The sequence below is a fragment of the Stenotrophomonas maltophilia group sp. Smal13 genome, from assembly GCF_030236855.1.
GTDB classification, from domain to species: domain Bacteria; phylum Pseudomonadota; class Gammaproteobacteria; order Xanthomonadales; family Xanthomonadaceae; genus Stenotrophomonas; species Stenotrophomonas maltophilia_A.
The window spans coordinates 14,494-31,076 of the sequence record NZ_JASJSQ010000057.1; the positions used below are offsets into that span (position 1 = coordinate 14,494).

A 16,583-nucleotide genomic window follows, 5' to 3' on the forward strand; every position below is an offset into this window, starting at 1 on the left:
GGGTCACCTTTGGCGTGACGGGTGGGAACATGGGCAATGACGAGGTGTTGTCAGGCCTGCGCGCCTTCGTGGCGGTGGCCGATGGTGGCAGCTTCAGTGCCGCAGCCCAGCGCCTGGGCATTTCACGCTCGGCGGTGAGCAAGGCGGTCAGCCGGCTGGAAGAGCGTCGGCGGGTGCGGTTGCTGGAGCGCAGCCAGCGCCAGCTGCGCCTGACCGAGGCCGGCGAGGCGTTGCTTGTCTACGCACGGCGCGCGCTGGACGCCTTGGCGGCGGCCGAAGAGGCGCTGGGCGCCGGGGCAGGGGCGGCGGCCGGCCGGGTCCGCCTGAGCACGCCGCCGCTGCTGGGGCGCTTGTGGCTGATGCCAGCGCTGTTCGCGCTGCGCCAGCGCCATGCCGGGCTGGTGTTCGATATCGAGTTCTCGACCCGGGCCAGCGAGCTGGTTGCCGAGGGCGTGGACCTGGCACTGCGGGTCGGTGCGCTGCCGGACCGGGCCGAGTGGGTGGCGCGCCGGCTGGGCCGACAGCCAACCGTGCTGGTGGCAGCCCCGGTCTACCTGGACAACCACGGGCTGCCGGCCGCGGCGGGCGACCTGCACGCCCACACCTGCCTGCTGCAGTCGCGGGCAGGTGGCTGGCCGTGGTTGTCGCAGCCGTTGCAGGCGCGCGAACAGATCGCGCTGGGCGACAGTGCGGCGCTGTGCGAGGCCGCCCTGGCCGGGCAGGGCATTGCCCTGCTGCCCCAGTGGCTGGCCGCCGAGCACCTGCAGTCGGGTGCGCTGCGGCCGGTATTGGCGCGCGAACGCCCGCCCGTGCTGCCGATCCAGCTGGTCTGGCCGCGCGGGGAACACCTGCCACGGCGGGTGCGGACGATCATCGACGCACTGGCGGCGGCGATGGCGGCGGATGCGCGTTTTTCGGGGTGAGTGGGGATCCCGCTCTTCATCCCGGCAGAAGGCATTCAGCCAACTTCAATTCGACACTCTTCAAGCGCAAATGACTGGTCTTCTGAGATTTTCAGGCGGTGGCCTTCAATGCGAGCCAAGCCAATGCCGCGTGCCTTGGCTGCGGCTTCAACAGCCTTGCGCCAACCGTCCAGGTCGCCATGGAAGGTCAGGCACTGGTAGCACTGGCCGTTGGGGGCAACGATTCGGCAGCAGTCGGATACGATGCCGCCGTGGCTCGCGACAATCTCTCCAGCAGAGTCCAGCAGTAGATCGAACTGACTTGTAGCACCGCTCGTTTCGTCATCTTCGTAATAGATGACCTCCACTCCGGCCACGCGGTTGATGCCCGGCGCGATTCGATCTACTCGTTGCTCGATTCTTCCCCCAAGAATCGTTTCCAGTGCCTCGCGGATATTTTTGTTCATTCTGGGCCGCACTTCCTGACGAGATCGCCTGTCGGGTCGATTTTGGAGTGGTAACAGATCGGGACCAAGGCCAGATGCGACAACCCAGCAGTCATGTCGCGAGCACATCGGCCCGTTCAGGCCTGAATGGGCGGTCGACCCTGTTTTGGGAGACAATGGGCGACTATTTGCCCGAATGACCGCTCCATGTCCCGATTGCAGTTTCAGCTCAAGACCCGCGACGGCCGTGCCCGCCGTGGCCGCCTGACCTTCCCGCGTGGCACGGTGGAAACGCCGGCCTTCATGCCGGTGGGGACCTATGGCTCGGTCAAGGGCATCCTGCCGGACCAGGTGCGTGCGCTGGGCGCCGAGATCATCCTCGGCAACACGTTCCACCTGTACCTGCGCCCGGGCCTGGACATCATCGCCGACCACGGCGGCCTGCACGGCTTCTGCCGCTGGGATGGCCCGATCCTGACCGACTCCGGCGGCTTCCAGGTGTTCTCGCTGGCCCACCGCCGCAAGATCACCGAGCAGGGCGTGACCTTCGCCTCGCCAACCGACGGTGCCCGCGTGTTCCTGGGCCCGGAAGAGAGCATGAAGATCCAGAAAGTGCTCGATTCGGACGTGGTGATGATCTTCGACGAGTGCACCCCGTACCCGGCTACCGAGGATGTGGCGCGCCGCTCGATGGAGCTGAGCCTGCGCTGGGCCCAGCGCAGCCGCAACGCGCATGACGAGCTCGGCAACGACGCGGCCCTGTTCGGCATCGTCCAGGGCGGCGTGCACACCGACCTGCGCAGCCGCTCGGCCGAGGCCCTGCAGGCGATCGGCTTCGACGGTTACGCCATCGGCGGCCTGGCCGTGGGCGAACCGGAGCACGAGCGCAACGCCATGCTCGACCACCTGGACCCGGAACTGCCGGGCGACCGTCCGCGCTACCTGATGGGTGTGGGCCGGCCGGAGGACCTGGTCGAGGGTGTCGCACGTGGCGTGGACATGTTCGACTGCGTGATGCCGACCCGCAACGCCCGCAATGGTCACTATTTCACCTCGTTCGGCACCGTCCGCATCCGTAATTCCCAGTACGCACGGGACATGGATCCGATCGAGCCCGGCTGCGGCTGCGTGGCCTGCACCGGCGGTTACACGCGTTCGTACCTGCGCCACCTGGACCGCTGCAACGAGATGCTGGCGCCGATGCTGGGCACCCTGCACAACCTGTTCTATTACGAAAAGCTCATGGCCGACATCCGCGCGGCGATCGAGGCGGGAACCTTCCTGGCCTTCCGTGAGTCTTTCTACGCGGCACGCGGGGCGGTAGCACCGCCCCTGTAACCCGAACACCCCCTGCCAAACGGCCCAAGGACGAACGCCCGGGGCCGTGGCATACTTCAAGGCTGACCCAGATCCGCGGTCGACACCTCGTGCCCGTGAAAGGGCCGAAGCGCCGCCCAACCAAAGGACCAACAATGAACCTGCTTGCCTTCCTGATTCCCGCCGCCCACGCCCAGGCCGCCGGCGGCCAACCGCAGGGCATGGGCCTGACCACGCTGCTGTTCCCGGTCATCCTGATCGCCATCATGTACTTCCTGATGATCCGCCCGCAGATGAAGCGGCAGAAGGAGCACAAGGCCATGCTGGAGAAGATCAAGCGTGGCGACGAAGTGCTGACCAACGGCGGCATCGCCGGCATCGTCACCGACATCGGCGACAACTTCATCACCATTGAAGTGGCGGACAACGTGCGCATCCGCGTGCAGAAGGGCGCTGTCGGCAACGTGCTGCCGGCCGGTACCCTGAAGTCGGCCCAGTAAGCCACTCCCTTTCCGATGCACAACCGCGGCGCCGGGGATGGCGCCGCGCGGGACCCAAGCAATGCTCGAATTTCCACGCTGGAAGTACGTCGTCATCCTGATCGTACTGGCGCTCAGCGCGCTGTACGCGCTGCCCAACATCTACCAGAAGGACCCGGCCCTCCAGATCACCGCCAACCGTGGCGGCCAGATCGACGATGCGCTGCGTGACCGTGTGCTGGCCGACCTGAAGAAGGCCGGTGTCGCCACCGTCGGTGCCGAGAAGGAAGGGGAAAGCCTGATCGTCCGCCTGCCGGACCTGAAGGCGCAGTCCGCTGCCAGCGACGCCCTGCGTGACACGGTCGGCGAAAAGTACACCGTGGCCCTGAACCTGGCCTCGACCGTGCCGGACTGGCTGGCCAACCTCGGCGGTCGCCCGATGGTGCTGGGCCTGGACCTGCAGGGCGGTGTGCACTTCGTGCTGCAGGTCGACCAGAAGGCCGCCCTGGACAAGCGCCTGGACGCCTACACCGAAGACGTGCGCAGCACGCTGCGCGACGCCCGCATCCCGTACCAGTCGGTGGAACGCCGCGCTGACAACAGCATCGTGGCGAACCTGAGCCCGTCCGCCGGTGACGACGCCGCGCAGCGTGCCCGCACTGCCCTGGTGAAGGCGCAGCCGACCCTCGGCTACGACGTCAGTGGCAATCGCATCACGGTGACCGTGCCGGAAACCGAGATCACCCAGATCGCCAACGGCGCCATCGAGCAGAACATCAACACCCTGCGCAACCGCGTGAACCAGCTCGGCGTGGCTGAGCCGATCATCCAGCGCCAGGGTGCCGACCGCGTGGTGGTGCAGCTGCCGGGCGTACAGGACACCGCCGAAGCCAAGCGCATGATCGGCGCCACCGCTACCCTCGAGTACCGCGCGGTGGTTGACGGCAATGCACAGGACGCCATCAACTCCGGGCGCATTCCGCCGGAAGCGAAGGTCTACCAGCGTCGTGATGGCGGTGGTCCGGTCCTGCTGAACAAGCGCGTGATCGTCACCGGTGACCAGATGGTCGGCGCGCAGGCGGTGACCGATTCGAACAGCGGCTCTCCGGCGGTCAGCGTGACGCTGAACAATGTCGGCGGCCAGCGCATGTTCGACTTCACCAGCGCCAACGTGAACAAGCCGATGGCGGTGGTCTATACCGAGCGCGTGCCGACCGTGACCGTCGTCGACGGCCAGGAAGTGCGTGGCTTCAGGGTCAACGAGGAAGTGATCTCGGTGGCCAACATCAACGGCGTGTTCGGCAAGAACTTCCAGACCACCGGCCTGCAGAAGAAGGAAGCCGAGGACCTGGCCAAGCTGCTGAAGTCCGGCTCGCTGGCCGCGCCGATGGACTTCGTCGAAGAGCGCGTGGTCGGCCCGAGCCTGGGCGCCGAGAACGTCAAGAACGGTATGCGCGCGGTGGTGTTCGCATTCCTGTTCACCCTGGTGTTCTTCAGCGTCTACTACCGCATGTTCGGCGTGATCACCTCGATCGCGATGCTGTTCAACCTGCTGATCGTGGTGGCGGTGATGTCGCTGTTCGGCGCGACCATGACCCTGCCGGGCTTCGCCGGTCTGGCGTTGTCGGTCGGCCTGTCGGTGGACGCCAACGTGCTGATCAACGAGCGTATCCGTGAAGAGCTGCGTGCCGGCGTGCCGGGCAAGACCGCGATCGTGACCGGTTACGAGCGTGCTTCCGGCACCATCCTCGACGCCAACCTGACCGGCCTGATCGTCGGTGTGGCGCTGTTCGCATTCGGTACCGGTCCGCTGAAGGGCTTCGCGCTGACCATGATCATCGGTATTTTCGCCTCCATGTTCACCGCGATCACCGTGTCGCGTGCGCTGGCGACGCTGATCTACGGCCGCCGCAAGAAGCTCCAGAACGTGGCCATCTGACGGGACGACACGCACATGAAACTGTTTCCGCTGCACATCCTCCCGAACGACACCAAGATCGACTTCATGCGCTGGCGCCATGTCGCGATGGTCGTCACGGTCATCGTGTTCCTGGCCTCGGTTGCCATCATCGGCTTCAAGGGCTTCAACTACGCTCTGGACTTCACCGGCGGCACCCTGATCGAAGCCCGCTTCGACAAGGCCGTGGACGTCGAGCAGGTCCGTACCAAGCTCGAGGAAAGTGGCTTCGACGGTGCCCAGGTGCAGAGCGTCGGTGGCAACACCGATCTGCTGATCCGCCTGGCCCCGCACGGTGAGCACGCTGCCGGTACCGGCGACGCCGCGCACGAGGACAAGGCCACCGCCGCCGCCGTGGTGAAGGCACTGTCCACCGCCGACAACCAGGCCACCGTGCTCCGCAACGAGTTCGTGGGCCCGCAGATCGGCAAGGACCTGGCGATGAATGGCCTGTACGCCACCATCTTCATGCTGGCCGGCTTCCTGATCTACATCGCGGTGCGCTTCGAATGGAAGTTCGCGGTCACCGCCAGCATCGTGGCGATGTTCGATCTGATCGTGACGGTTGCTTACGTGTCCCTGCTGGGCCGTGAGTTCGACCTGACCGTGCTGGCCGGCCTGCTGTCGGTGATGGGCTTTGCGATCAACGATCTGATCGTGGTCTTCGACCGCGTCCGTGAGAACTTCCGCAGCCTGCGCGTGGACTCGATGGAAGTGCTGAACCGTTCGATCAACCAGACGCTGTCGCGTACGGTGATCACTGCGGTGATGTTCTTCCTGTCGGCGCTTGCCCTGTACATGTACGGCGGCAGCTCGATGGAAGGCCTGGCCGAGACGCACATGATCGGTGCGGTGATCGTGGTGCTGTCCTCGATCCTGGTGGCGGTGCCGATGCTGACGATCGGTTTCCTGCGCGTCAGCAAGCAGGACCTGCTGCCGAAGGCGAAGGACATCGAGGCCCTGGCCCGTCGCCCGTAAGCACCCGCTGCATGCAGCACGCAGAGAACCCCGCGCAAGCGGGGTTTTTTGTTGGCAGGGCTGGTACGCGTCATCGCATGCGCGCTGTCGCTCCCACGCTTCGCTGCGCGAACCGTGGGCCCCACTTACCAGCTCCCAGACCCCCGCCGCTTCGCGGCCGCCCCCTGACTCAGGGGGCTCTGCCCCAGATCGGTTCCGCGCGGCTGTTGGTAGGTGTCGACCTTGGTCGGCACATCTGTCAGATATCGAATGAATTCAACCGTGCCGACCAACGGTCGGCACCCACCAACAGCAGCGGCGACATGTCCAACAGATCGCGGAAATCTGTCGAAGGCGGGGTGGGTCCGGTTGCGGGGGTGTCCGCGGCATGGATGCCGCGGCCAAGCCTCCATGGACGGATTTACGGCGTCCCCCGCAACCGGACCCACCCCGCCAACCCACAGGAACCCAGCTTTTGAAGTTGCTCCGGCTCCGGTCGTTGCTCCGGCCTCTGCGGGTGCAGGGTGCAACCCTGCAGAACAAACCCCACCCTACGCCGCCGTCGGTTGTGCAATCTTCCCCCGCGCACTACGATCCTGCGGTTCGCGCGCGCAGGCGCGCGCCCGTATTCCTGCTGAGCGCCCCGCGCGCCGCATCTGCCAACCCGAGGTATCCATGGTCATCAAACCGCGCGTCCGCGGCTTCATCTGCGTCACCACCCACCCGACCGGCTGCGAAGCCGCGGTCAAGCAGCAGATCGACTACATCCGCGCACGTCCGCCGATCCAGAATGGTCCCAAGCGCGTGCTGGTAATCGGCGCCTCCACCGGCTACGGCCTGGCGGCGCGCATCACTGCCGCCTTCGGCAGTGGCGCCGCCACCCTTGGCATCTTCTTCGAACGCCCGGGTAGTGAAACCAAGCCGGGCACCGCGGGCTGGTACAACTCGGCCGCGTTCCATAAGTACGCCGACGAAGCTGGCCTGTACGCCAAGAGCATCAACGGCGATGCCTTCTCCGATGAAGTGAAGGCCAGGACCATCGAGATGATCAAGGCCGATCTCGGCCAGGTCGACCAGGTCGTCTACAGCCTCGCCGCGCCGCGCCGCAAGCACCCGAAGACCGGCGAGATCATCAGCTCCACGCTGAAGCCGATCGGCGAGCCGATCACCCTGCGTGGCCTGGATACCGACAAGGAGGTGCTGACCGAGACCCATCTGCAGCCGGCCACCCCGGAAGAAATCGCTGGCACCGTCGCGGTGATGGGCGGCGAGGACTGGCAGATGTGGATCGATGCGCTGGCCGACGCCGGCGTGCTGGCCAATGGCTGCACCACCACCGCCTTCACCTACGTGGGCGAAGAGATCACCCAGGCGATCTACTGGAATGGCTCGATCGGTGCGGCCAAGAAGGACCTGGACAACAAGGTGCTGGGCCTGCGCGAGAAGCTGGCCAGGATCGGTGGCGACGCGCGCGTGTCGGTGCTGAAGGCCGTGGTCACCCAGGCCAGCTCGGCCATTCCGACCATGCCGCTGTACCTGTCGCTGCTGTTCAAGGTGATGAAGGAAAAGGGCACGCACGAAGGCTGCATCGAACAGCTCGACGTGCTGTACGACATCCTCTACGGCGGCAAGGCCGATGGCGTGGCGGTCGATCGTCTGCGCCACGACCTGGTCGATGGCGATGGCCACACCGTCGCGCTGGTCGATGACGAAGGCCGCCTGCGTGCCGATTACAAGGAAATGGCCGCGGACGTGCAGGGCAAGGTGGTCGCGCTGTGGCCGCAGGTGACCAACGAGAACCTGTACGAGATCAGCGATCTGGCCGGCTACAAGGCCGATTTCCTGCGCCTGTTCGGTTTTGGCGTGGAGGGTGTCGACTACGAGGCCGACGTCAATCCGGACGTGAAGATCGAAAATCTGGTCGACATGACCTGATCAACGAAGAGGCCGGCGAAAGCCGGCCTTCTCTTTGGGTGGTGCCGGCCAGCGGCCGGCACCACCATCGGTCACCCGAACTCGAAACCCATCTCCGGCAACGCCGGGCCAACGAAGTCGCCCTGCACGTAGTCCACGCCGGCACTGAACAGCAACGTCATCGAATTGGCATCGCTGACGAATTCGGCGATGGTGCGGATGTCGGCTTCCTGCGCGCGCGCGGTGATCTGGCTGATGCGGTCGATGTTCTCGCGGGTGGCTGCCAGGTCGCTGGTGAAGCCACGGTCCAGCTTGAGGAACTGCGGCTGGAAGTGGGCCAGCAGCTGGAACGAATCCAGCCCCGAACCGAACTGCTCCAGGCCGATGCGGCAGCCCAGCGGTGCTACTTCGGCAAGGAACTGCTGTGCACTGCGCAGGTGAGTGAACACCTTCGCTTCCGGCGCATGCAGCCACAGCCGTTCACCGGGTACACCCTGAGCCTGCAGCTCGCGGCGCAGGGTAGCGATCATCTGCGGGTCGTCGAACGATTCCGGCGTCACTTTCACCAGCATCTGCGTGGCATGGCCTTCGCGTGCACGCTGGCCCAGCACCGCGATCGCCCGTGACACCACCCAGCGGTTGATGTCGGCCAGCAGGCCGTGCTCCTCCGCGATACCGAGGAACGCGGTCGGGCTCAGCAGTTCGCCATTGTGCTCCAGGCGCAGGTAGGCCTCATACAGCTCCAGTGACTCGCCCTGCAGGTTCAGCACCGGCTGGTAGTGCAGCTGGAAGCCGTCACCGGCCAGCGCTTCACGGATACGGGCGACCCAGCGCAGCACGCGCTCTTCCTCCACGCGGTCGGCGGCGGCCGGGTCGAAGATGCGGCAGGTGTTGCCCAGTTCTGCGGCGGCCTGCGTGCATTCGCTGGCGCGTGCCAGCACCTGGCCGATACTGGCGATCTTCTCGCCCACCTGCACGCCACCGATGCTGACCGTTACCGTGGCCGAGCGTGCGCCGATGCTGAAGACGTGCGCGGCGTAGGCTTCGCGGATGCGCTCGGCCAGTGCCACGGTCTGCGCGTACGGCCCGGCCTGCAGCACGGCGAAATTGTGTTCGCCGAAGCGGGCCAGCTGCGCGTCTTCGCCAACGACTTCGGCCAGCAGCGCGGCGAGCGCGCCGATCAGGGTGTCGGCCGAGGCCAGGCCAATGTCCGGCAGCAGGCGCGCGTAGTGGTCCGGCTCGATCAGCAGCAGGCCGAACTGGCCTTCGCTGCGCCCGGCCTGGGCCACCGCGCTTTCCAGCTGCAGCATGAAGGTCGGGCGATTGAGCAGGCCGGTCACCTGGTCGCGCTGGCGCAGGTCCTCGACCTCACGTGCCAGCTCGGGGTCGAATTCCATGCGGCGGCGGAGCACCACCTGCAGGCAGGATTCGCCTTCGTAGGTGGCAGCGGCAAACTCCATCGTCGCCGGGAACGCACTGCCATCCTCGTGGCGCGCGTCTAGCTGGTACTGGGGCGGCGGCGCCTCGCCACGGCTGAGGCCCTTCAGCAGCTGCTTGAAGCCTTCCACATGCTGGGCGGCGACCATGTCCAGCAGCGAGATGCCTTCGATGTCGTCGAAATGTTCGTAACCGAACATCTCCAGATAGGCGTCGTTGGCGCGGATGTGCATGCCTTCATGCACGTAGGCGATGGGGTCGCGCGAGGAGGCGATCAGTGCGTCGCAGCGGCGCTCGGTTTCGCGCATCTGCGCCTCGATGCGGCGCAGGCCACGACGCGCCTGCAGGTCCACCCACTGGTCACGGACCACGGCGAGCAGGTGCTCCGGGCGTTGGCGCAGGGCGAGGGCGCGGATGCCGTGGCTGCTGGCCTGCACCAGTTCGTCTTCGTCGATGCGCTCGGCCAGCAGCACCAGTGGAATGTCCTTGCCGCTGGCAGCAATATGCTGGGCCACCAGTGGCAGCGGGATGCCCTGGGAGGGCGAAGCCAGCACCAGGTCGATGGCCTGGCTGGCCAGCACCTGGGCCAGCTCGGCTGCATCCTGCGGACGCCACGGGCGTACCGCGATGCCGCTGTTGCGCAGCGTGCTGACGATGGCTTCGGCATTCTCGCCGCTGTCATCGACGATCAGCAGGCGGATGGTGATGTCGTTCGCGTTCTGCATGCACTGCTCCCCAATCTGCAAATCTAGATACACGATGCGCGGCGAACCGTCCATGCGCGCACCCCTTGCACGCATTGAACGGCGATGCGGTTCACACCACGCCACCGGCTGCGTGGCCGCTGGCCCAGGCCCACTGGAAGTTGTAGCCGCCCAGCCAGCCGGTCACATCCAGCACCTCGCCGACGAAATGCAGGCCGGGCACGCGCTTGGATTCCATCGTCGAGGACGAGACCTCGGCGGTATCCACGCCGCCCAGGGTGACCTCGGCGGTGCGGTAGCCCTCGGTACCACTGGCCACCAGCGGGAACGCGCCCAGCAGCTGTGCGGCCTGGCGCAGCACCGGCTCGTCCAGCTGGCGCACGGGCCGGTCGGGCAGCCAGTGTTCGCACAACCGCTGTGCCAGCCGCTTCGGCAGTACCTCGCCCAGTACCGTGCGCAGCTCGGCGGCAGGACGTTCGCGCTTCATCTGGCGCAACCACTCGCCGGCATCCTGGCCAGGCAGCAGGTCCAGCTCCAGCGCGTCGCCGGGTTGCCAGAACGAGGAGATCTGCAGGATCGCCGGGCCACTCACGCCGCGATGGGTCAGCAGCATGAAATTCTGGAAGCTCTTTCCGTTGCAGCGCGCCTCGATGGGCAGAGCGACGCCGCTGAGATCGGCCAGCCGTTCCTGGTGCTTGCCGCTGAGCGTCAGCGGCACCAGCCCGGCGCGGGTCGGCAGCACCTGGTGGCCGAACTGTCGGGCCACTTCATAGCCGAAGCCGGTGGCGCCCATGCTGGGAATGGACAGGCCGCCGGTGGCCACCACCAGCGAGGCGCAATGGAACAGGCCCTGCGTGGTGTGCACGCGGAATCCATCGCTGCCATGCTCGATGCGCTGCACGCTGCAGTCGGTACGCACCTGCACGCCTGCCGCCTGGCATTCGTCCACCAGCATCTTCACGATCTGCTTGGACGAGACATCGCAGAACAACTGGCCCAGCTCCTTTTCGTGATACGCGATGCCGTGCTTGCTGACCAGCTCGATGAAGTGCCAGGGCGTATAGCGCGCCAGTGCCGACTTGCAGAAGTGCGGGTTGGCCGACAGGAAGTTGGCCGGGGTGGTGCCGGTGTTGGTGAAGTTGCAGCGGCCACCGCCGGACATCAGGATCTTCTTGCCGACCTTGTTGGCATGGTCGATCACCTGCACCTGGCGGCCGCGCTGGCCAGCCGTGATTGCGGTCATCAGCCCGGCCGCACCGGCGCCGATGACCACCACGTCGCAACGGATCGTGCTCATGCCTTGGCGCGCTTGCGCCAGTTCGGGATCACGTCGAGCTGGATCTGGTCGTTGAGCAGCTGCACTTCACCGTCCTGGATCAGCACGCTCCAGCGCATGGCGCGCTGGATCTGCTGGCCCCAGCGCTCGACGAATTCACCGTCCAGATCAACCACCGAGAGGTTGTCAAAGCGCGCCAGGCCCTTGTTCTGCTTGCCCCACCAGATCTCTGAGGCATTGCCGCCGTAGTTGATCACCTGCACCTGGCGGCTGCGGTTGCTGGCCTTGCGGATGCGCGATTCGTCCGGATGGCCCAGGTCGATCCACTGCAGGATGTCGCCGGTGTAGTCGTGTTCCCACAGATCCGGCTCGTCATCGGTGCTCAGGCCGCGGCCGAATTCCAGGCGGTCGCCGGCGTTCAGCGCGAAGGCGAGCAGGCGCACCATCAGGCGATCGTCGGTCTCGGACGGATGCTGGGCCAGGGTCAGGTTGTGGGTCGCGTAGTAGCCGCGATCCATGTCGCTGATCTGCAGTTCGGCCTTGCGGATGGTGGCGGTGAGGGCCATGGGGGGTCCGTGGACTAAAGACGACAATGATAGAGGTTTGCTCCAGGGGTGTCCGTTGCCGGTCTGTCTGCGCAGCGTCAACGGTGGCACTCTTGCGCTCTTTCCCGTGGCCGGAGTGGACGCCGTGACCTTGCCCAGCCGCCTGCAGCTGCCACCCGGCCACTGGTCCAGCCTGCTCGATGGCCTGTGCGCGCGTTTCCCGCGCATCGACCGTGCGCAATGGCAGGACCGCTTCGCCCGAGGCCGCGTGCAGGATGCGCAGGGCAGGGCACTGGCGCCGGACATGCCTTGGCAGGTGGGGCTGGAAATCCAGTACTTCCGCGAGGTGGCCGACGAGCCGGTGATTCCCTTCGCCGAGACCATCCTGCATCTGGATGCGCACCTGCTGGTGGCCGACAAGCCGCACTTCCTGCCGGTGACGCCGGCCGGTGGCTATGTGAGCGAAACCCTGCTGGCTCGCCTGGTCGCACGCACCGGAAACACCGAGCTGGCGCCGTTGCACCGCTTGGATCGGCTGACCGCCGGCCTGGTGCTGTTCTCGACCCAGGCAGCCACGCGTGACGCCTATCAGCGGCTGTTCCGCGAGCGGCGCATCGAGAAGACCTATGAGGCGCTGGCACCGGCGCTGCCCGGGCTGGCGTTTCCGCTGCAGCGGGACAGCCGGCTGGTGCCGGGCGAACCGTTCTTCCGCATGGCCGAAGTGCCGGGCGAGCCCAATGCGCGCAGCCGGATCGAGCCGATCGAGGCCGAGGGGCCGATCTGGCGCTACCGGCTGCGGCCGGAGACCGGCCGCAAGCACCAGCTGCGCGTGCACATGGCGATGCTGGGGGCTCCGATCGTGGGTGATGACCTGTATCCGCAGCTGATGCCGCGCCTGGCCGGGGCCATCGAGCCCCCCCTGCAGCTGCTTGCACAGGGGCTGGCCTTCGATGACCCATTCAGCGGGGAACGGCGTTGGTTCAGCAGCCAGCGCCGCCTGCGACTGCCGGATCAGGACGGGTAGCGCGGTTCAGCGGGTGGAGCGCCGCGCAAGCCAGCGGTCTAGTTCGGCCGCGAACAGCTGCCGGTCGCGCGGGCCCAGCGGCGGTGGGCCCCCGGTCTGCACCCCGGCGCCGCGCAGCTCTTCCATGAAATTGCGCATCGACAGCCGCTCGGCCATGTTGTTCGGGGTGTACAGCTGGCCACGCGGGTTCAGCGCCACCGCCTTCTTCTCCAGCACCAGCGCGGCCAGCGGGATGTCCTGGGTGACCACCAGGTCACCGGCGGCGACCCGCTCGACGATGGCGCTGTCGGCCACGTCCAGGCCCTGGGGGACCTGGATCGAGCGCAGCCAGCGTGAGGGCGGGGTCCGGATCCACTGGTTGGCGACCAGGGTGAGCTCGATCCCAACGCGTTCAGCGGCCCGGAACAGGATGTCGCGAATGACGGTGGGGCAGGCGTCCGCGTCTACCCAGATGCGTGGGAGAGCGGGTTCAGCTTGGGTTTCAGCTTCAGTCATTTACCCAGTGTAGGGTAGGAAAATCCTGAATGGGGACTCGGAGTTAGCCTCGATCGGCTGCCAGCCCTTGTCACGTCTAGCGGGCGGGGTCTGCCCATGAACGTCCGGGCTATCGCTTTTTCCAGAAAACACGCGTATCGTTCGTCCCACTGTGTTTGCTAGGGTCACCGTGAATCGTGGCCTGGTGCAGTTGATCTCACGATCCGCTCATCGATCCGCTTTACCAACGCCTGCAACTCAGTCTCGGCCCCGATACCCGGTGGCTGCGATTTTTTCAACATGTGTTTCAGGAGTTAGTCAAATGTCTGATCGTCAGACCGGCACCGTCAAGTGGTTCAACGACGCCAAGGGCTTCGGCTTCATCACCCCGGAAAGCGGCCCGGACCTGTTTGTGCACTTCCGTGCCATCCAGGGCACCGGCTTCAAGACCCTGCAGGAAGGCCAGAAGGTTACCTTCATCGCCGTCCAGGGTCAGAAGGGTATGCAGGCTGACCAGGTGCAGGCGGTCTAATCCGTCTGCTACCGTTTGGTAGCCAGAACGCCGGAAGCGAAAGCTTCCGGCGTTTTTTATTGCCCGCTGTTTTGTAGAGTCGAGCTTGCTCGACTGCGTTTGAAAGCAGTCGAGCAAGCTCGACTCTACAAAAGGCATGCAGCCGGGCGGGCTAAGATCAGATGCATCCTCCCATCGCGGAACCGTCCATGCGCATCGTCCACCACCTGGAAAACTCCCGTTCCCTGCGCGTGCTGTGGATGCTGGAGGAGCTGGGGCTGGACTACGAACTGCGCCGTTATCCGCGTGATCCGAAGACGCTGCTGGCGCCGCCGGAACTGCGACAGGTGCATCCGCTGGGCAAGTCGCCGGTATTGCAGGATGGCGAGCTGGTGCTGGCCGAATCCGGGGCGATCCTCGACTACCTCGCTGACCGTTACGACACCCAGCGCCAGCTGTCGCCGTCACCGATGCCGGCCGACGGAGCTGAACTCATCGCCTACCGCTACTGGCTGCACTATGCCGAAGGTTCGGCGATGCCGCCGCTGCTGCTGACCCTGGTGATCGGTCGCATCCGCAGCGCACCGATGCCGTTCTTCGCGCGCCCGATCGCACGCAGCATCGCCGACAAGGCCGAGCGCGGCTTCATCGGTCCGCAGCGGCGCCTGCACCTGGACTGGATGGAGCGCCGCCTGGCCGAAAGCCCGTGGTTTGCTGGCGAGCGCTTCAGTGCGGCCGACATCCAGATGAGCTTCCCGATCCAGGCCGCTGCCGCACGCGGTGGTGGCCTCGACGACAAGCCGGCACTGCGTGGCTTCCTCAAGCGTATCGGTGAGCGCCCGGCCTACCAGCGTGCCGAGGCCCACGGCGGCCACCTGCAGGCGCTCAGCGGCAATTGAGGAGGGCGGCCGTCGCCCCCATCTTCAGCACCATGGATACCGACAGCCCCCGTTTCGACAACCGCCTGCTGCATACCCTGCCGGGCGACCCCGAATCCGGCCCGCGCAGGCGTGAAGTGCTGGGCGCAGCCTGGTCGCCAGTGATGCCGACCCCGGTGACGGCGCCCACGCTGCTGGCCTGGGCGCCGGACGTGGCCGAAATGCTTGGCTTCAATACCGCTGAGGTCGAGAGCGAAGGCTTCGCCCGTGTATTCGGTGGCAACGCACTGTATGCAGGCATGCAGCCATGGGCGGCCAACTACGGTGGCCATCAGTTCGGCCATTGGGCCGGCCAGCTCGGCGACGGCCGTGCGATCTCGCTGGGTGAATTGGTCGCGCCGGATGGCCGCCACTGGGAGCTGCAGCTGAAGGGGGCCGGCCCCACGCCTTACTCGCGCGGCGCCGATGGGCGCGCAGTGCTGCGCTCGTCGATCCGCGAATTCCTGTGCAGCGAAGCGATGCACCATCTGGGGGTGCCGACCACGCGCGCGTTGTCGCTGGTCGGTACCGGCGACGACGTGGTGCGTGACATGTTCTACGACGGCCACCCGCGCGCGGAGCCGGGTGCCATCGTGTGCCGGGTATCGCCGTCGTTCCTGCGCTTTGGTTCGTTCGAGCTGCCTGCGTCGCGTGGTGAAACCGCCCTGCTGCAGCAGCTGGTCGATGCCTGCATCGCCCGCGATTTCCCCGAACTGGAAGGGCAGGGCGAGGCGCTGTATGGCGACTGGTTCGCGCAGATCGCGGTGCGAACCGCCGAGATGATCGCGCACTGGATGCGCGTGGGTTTCGTGCATGGCGTGATGAACACCGACAACCTGTCCGTGCTCGGCCTCACACTTGATTACGGCCCTTACGGCTGGGTCGAGGATTTCGATCCGGACTGGACGCCGAACACCACCGACGCGCAGGGCCGCCGTTATCGCTTCGGTACCCAGCCGCAGGTGGCGTACTGGAATCTGAGCCGATTGGCCCAGGCGTTGTCGCCGTTGTTCGCCGATGTTGCGCCGCTGCAGGCCGGTCTGGCGGCCTACCAGTCCACCTTCGTGGCCTGCACCCGTCGCGATGCCGCAGCCAAGCTGGGCCTGGCCGCTGCCGACGATGACGACCTGCAGCTCTACCTGCGCTGGCAGCAGTTGATGCAGGACGGTGGCATGGACATGACCCTGGCCTGGCGCGCGCTGATGCGCCTCGATCCGGCGACACCGGATGCGGCGCTGCTGGACGCGGTGTACTACGACGAGGCGCGCCAGCAGGCGGTGCAGGCGCCGTTGCAGCAGTGGCTGCAGGACTACGCGGCACGGTTGCAGGCCGATCCGCTGTCGGCCACTGAGCGCACGGCGAAGATGGCCGCGGCCAATCCGCTGTACGTGCTGCGCAACTGGTTGGCGCAGGAAGCCATCGACCGCGCCGAACAGGGCGACCTCGGCGGTGTTCATGCGTTGCAGGACGTACTGCGTGATCCGTACACCGAGCGTGCCGGGCTGGAGCATTTCGCCGGCAAGCGCCCGGCGTGGGCAGACAACCGCGCGGGCTGCTCGATGCTGTCCTGCAGCTCCTGAGGGTGGGTTTCGGCAGGGCTGCGCCCTGCACCCGCAGAGGCCAGATCAAAAGCCAAGGCAAGAGCTGGCTTCCGTGGTTTGGCGGGGTGGTGTCGGAGTGCGGGGACGCCGCAAGTACGTCCCTGTAGGCTTGGCAGCCGCAT

Annotated in this window: 15 protein-coding genes; 10 read left to right on the plus strand and 5 right to left on the minus strand. The window is 66.3% G+C overall.

The window, feature by feature from the left end; all coding sequences use genetic code 11:
• Positions 1 to 29: 29 nt before the first annotated feature.
• A complete protein-coding gene (locus QRO95_RS17185) occupies positions 30 to 923 on the plus strand; it encodes a LysR family transcriptional regulator (protein ID WP_121503050.1) in 894 nt (297 codons plus the stop codon).
• Between the two features lie 35 nt (positions 924 to 958).
• Here the strand turns inward: QRO95_RS17185 and QRO95_RS17190 are convergent, their stop codons facing one another.
• A complete protein-coding gene (locus QRO95_RS17190) occupies positions 959 to 1,369 on the minus strand; it encodes a hypothetical protein (RefSeq protein ID WP_285303077.1) in 411 nt (136 codons plus the stop codon).
• Between the two features lie 186 nt (positions 1,370 to 1,555).
• Here QRO95_RS17190 and tgt point away from each other — a divergent pair, with 186 nt between their 5' ends.
• From tgt to fabV, 5 genes are all read left to right on the plus strand, one after another.
• Entirely contained in the window at positions 1,556 to 2,686 is a 1,131-nt protein-coding gene (gene tgt, locus QRO95_RS17195; RefSeq protein ID WP_006434331.1) for a tRNA guanosine(34) transglycosylase Tgt, read from the plus strand.
• A gap of 134 nt (positions 2,687 to 2,820) precedes the next feature.
• The gene (yajC, locus tag QRO95_RS17200) at positions 2,821 to 3,165 is read left to right on the plus strand and encodes a preprotein translocase subunit YajC (RefSeq protein ID WP_005409257.1); all 345 of its coding nucleotides are present in this window, start codon (positions 2,821 to 2,823) and stop codon (positions 3,163 to 3,165) included.
• A gap of 61 nt (positions 3,166 to 3,226) precedes the next feature.
• Entirely contained in the window at positions 3,227 to 5,083 is a 1,857-nt protein-coding gene (gene secD, locus QRO95_RS17205; RefSeq protein WP_285303078.1) for a protein translocase subunit SecD, read from the plus strand.
• A gap of 15 nt (positions 5,084 to 5,098) precedes the next feature.
• Entirely contained in the window at positions 5,099 to 6,079 is a 981-nt protein-coding gene (gene secF, locus QRO95_RS17210) for a protein translocase subunit SecF (protein WP_071228983.1), read from the plus strand.
• Between the two features lie 654 nt (positions 6,080 to 6,733).
• Positions 6,734 to 7,993 (plus strand): enoyl-ACP reductase FabV, encoded by a 1,260-nt coding sequence (fabV, locus tag QRO95_RS17215; RefSeq protein ID WP_049425168.1) that lies wholly within the window; start codon positions 6,734 to 6,736, stop codon positions 7,991 to 7,993.
• Between the two features lie 71 nt (positions 7,994 to 8,064).
• On the opposite strand, the gene QRO95_RS17220 is transcribed toward fabV, so the two are convergent.
• The 3 genes from QRO95_RS17220 to QRO95_RS17230 form a co-directional block, all read right to left on the minus strand.
• Positions 8,065 to 10,134 (minus strand): EAL domain-containing protein, encoded by a 2,070-nt coding sequence (locus tag QRO95_RS17220; RefSeq protein ID WP_285303079.1) that lies wholly within the window; start codon positions 10,132 to 10,134, stop codon positions 8,065 to 8,067.
• Between the two features lie 91 nt (positions 10,135 to 10,225).
• Positions 10,226 to 11,410, minus strand: a complete 1,185-nt coding sequence (locus QRO95_RS17225; protein WP_132809922.1) for an NAD(P)/FAD-dependent oxidoreductase — start codon at positions 11,408 to 11,410, stop codon at positions 10,226 to 10,228.
• Positions 11,407 to 11,955 (minus strand): YaeQ family protein, encoded by a 549-nt coding sequence (locus tag QRO95_RS17230; RefSeq protein WP_285303080.1) that lies wholly within the window; start codon positions 11,953 to 11,955, stop codon positions 11,407 to 11,409. The genes QRO95_RS17225 and QRO95_RS17230 overlap by 4 nt, the downstream gene beginning before the upstream one ends.
• A 124-nt stretch (positions 11,956 to 12,079) precedes the next feature.
• Here QRO95_RS17230 and QRO95_RS17235 point away from each other — a divergent pair, with 124 nt between their 5' ends.
• Positions 12,080 to 12,958: a pseudouridine synthase gene (locus QRO95_RS17235; RefSeq protein WP_285303081.1), complete on the plus strand. Its 879-nt coding sequence runs from the start codon at positions 12,080 to 12,082 to the stop codon at positions 12,956 to 12,958.
• Between the two features lie 6 nt (positions 12,959 to 12,964).
• Here QRO95_RS17235 and QRO95_RS17240 read toward each other — a convergent pair whose 3' ends face one another.
• Positions 12,965 to 13,453, minus strand: coding sequence for a YaiI/YqxD family protein (locus QRO95_RS17240; protein ID WP_285303082.1), 489 nt, complete (start codon positions 13,451 to 13,453; stop codon positions 12,965 to 12,967).
• 301 nt (positions 13,454 to 13,754) lie between these two features.
• Here QRO95_RS17240 and QRO95_RS17245 point away from each other — a divergent pair, with 301 nt between their 5' ends.
• From QRO95_RS17245 to QRO95_RS17255, 3 genes are all read left to right on the plus strand, one after another.
• Positions 13,755 to 13,964, plus strand: coding sequence for a cold-shock protein (locus QRO95_RS17245; RefSeq protein ID WP_004153307.1), 210 nt, complete (start codon positions 13,755 to 13,757; stop codon positions 13,962 to 13,964).
• A gap of 188 nt (positions 13,965 to 14,152) precedes the next feature.
• The gene (locus tag QRO95_RS17250) at positions 14,153 to 14,842 is read left to right on the plus strand and encodes a glutathione S-transferase family protein (RefSeq protein WP_285303083.1); all 690 of its coding nucleotides are present in this window, start codon (positions 14,153 to 14,155) and stop codon (positions 14,840 to 14,842) included.
• Positions 14,843 to 14,874: 32 nt separating this feature from the next.
• On the plus strand, positions 14,875 to 16,440 hold the full coding sequence (locus QRO95_RS17255) for a YdiU family protein (RefSeq protein WP_285303084.1): 1,566 nt from the start codon (positions 14,875 to 14,877) through the stop codon (positions 16,438 to 16,440).
• The last annotated feature ends 143 nt before the right edge of the window (positions 16,441 to 16,583 follow it).

What these genes read in the sequence shown, in the direction of transcription:
- QRO95_RS17245 (WP_004153307.1), top strand. Translation starts at nt 13,755, where the DNA reads ATGTCTGATCGTCAGACCGGCACCGTCAAGTGGTTCAACGACGCCAAG.
- secF (WP_071228983.1), top strand. Translation starts at nt 5,099, where the DNA reads ATGAAACTGTTTCCGCTGCACATCCTCCCGAACGACACCAAGATCGAC.
- QRO95_RS17225 (WP_132809922.1), bottom strand. Translation starts at nt 11,410, where the DNA reads ATGAGCACGATCCGTTGCGACGTGGTGGTCATCGGCGCCGGTGCGGCC.
- secD (WP_285303078.1), top strand. Translation starts at nt 3,227, where the DNA reads ATGCTCGAATTTCCACGCTGGAAGTACGTCGTCATCCTGATCGTACTG.
- QRO95_RS17185 (WP_121503050.1), top strand. Translation starts at nt 30, where the DNA reads ATGGGCAATGACGAGGTGTTGTCAGGCCTGCGCGCCTTCGTGGCGGTG.
- QRO95_RS17250 (WP_285303083.1), top strand. Translation starts at nt 14,153, where the DNA reads ATGCGCATCGTCCACCACCTGGAAAACTCCCGTTCCCTGCGCGTGCTG.
- QRO95_RS17230 (WP_285303080.1), bottom strand. Translation starts at nt 11,955, where the DNA reads ATGGCCCTCACCGCCACCATCCGCAAGGCCGAACTGCAGATCAGCGAC.
- QRO95_RS17240 (WP_285303082.1), bottom strand. Translation starts at nt 13,453, where the DNA reads ATGACTGAAGCTGAAACCCAAGCTGAACCCGCTCTCCCACGCATCTGG.
- tgt (WP_006434331.1), top strand. Translation starts at nt 1,556, where the DNA reads ATGTCCCGATTGCAGTTTCAGCTCAAGACCCGCGACGGCCGTGCCCGC.
- fabV (WP_049425168.1), top strand. Translation starts at nt 6,734, where the DNA reads ATGGTCATCAAACCGCGCGTCCGCGGCTTCATCTGCGTCACCACCCAC.
- yajC (WP_005409257.1), top strand. Translation starts at nt 2,821, where the DNA reads ATGAACCTGCTTGCCTTCCTGATTCCCGCCGCCCACGCCCAGGCCGCC.
- QRO95_RS17190 (WP_285303077.1), bottom strand. Translation starts at nt 1,369, where the DNA reads ATGAACAAAAATATCCGCGAGGCACTGGAAACGATTCTTGGGGGAAGA.
- QRO95_RS17255 (WP_285303084.1), top strand. Translation starts at nt 14,875, where the DNA reads ATGGATACCGACAGCCCCCGTTTCGACAACCGCCTGCTGCATACCCTG.
- QRO95_RS17220 (WP_285303079.1), bottom strand. Translation starts at nt 10,134, where the DNA reads ATGCAGAACGCGAACGACATCACCATCCGCCTGCTGATCGTCGATGAC.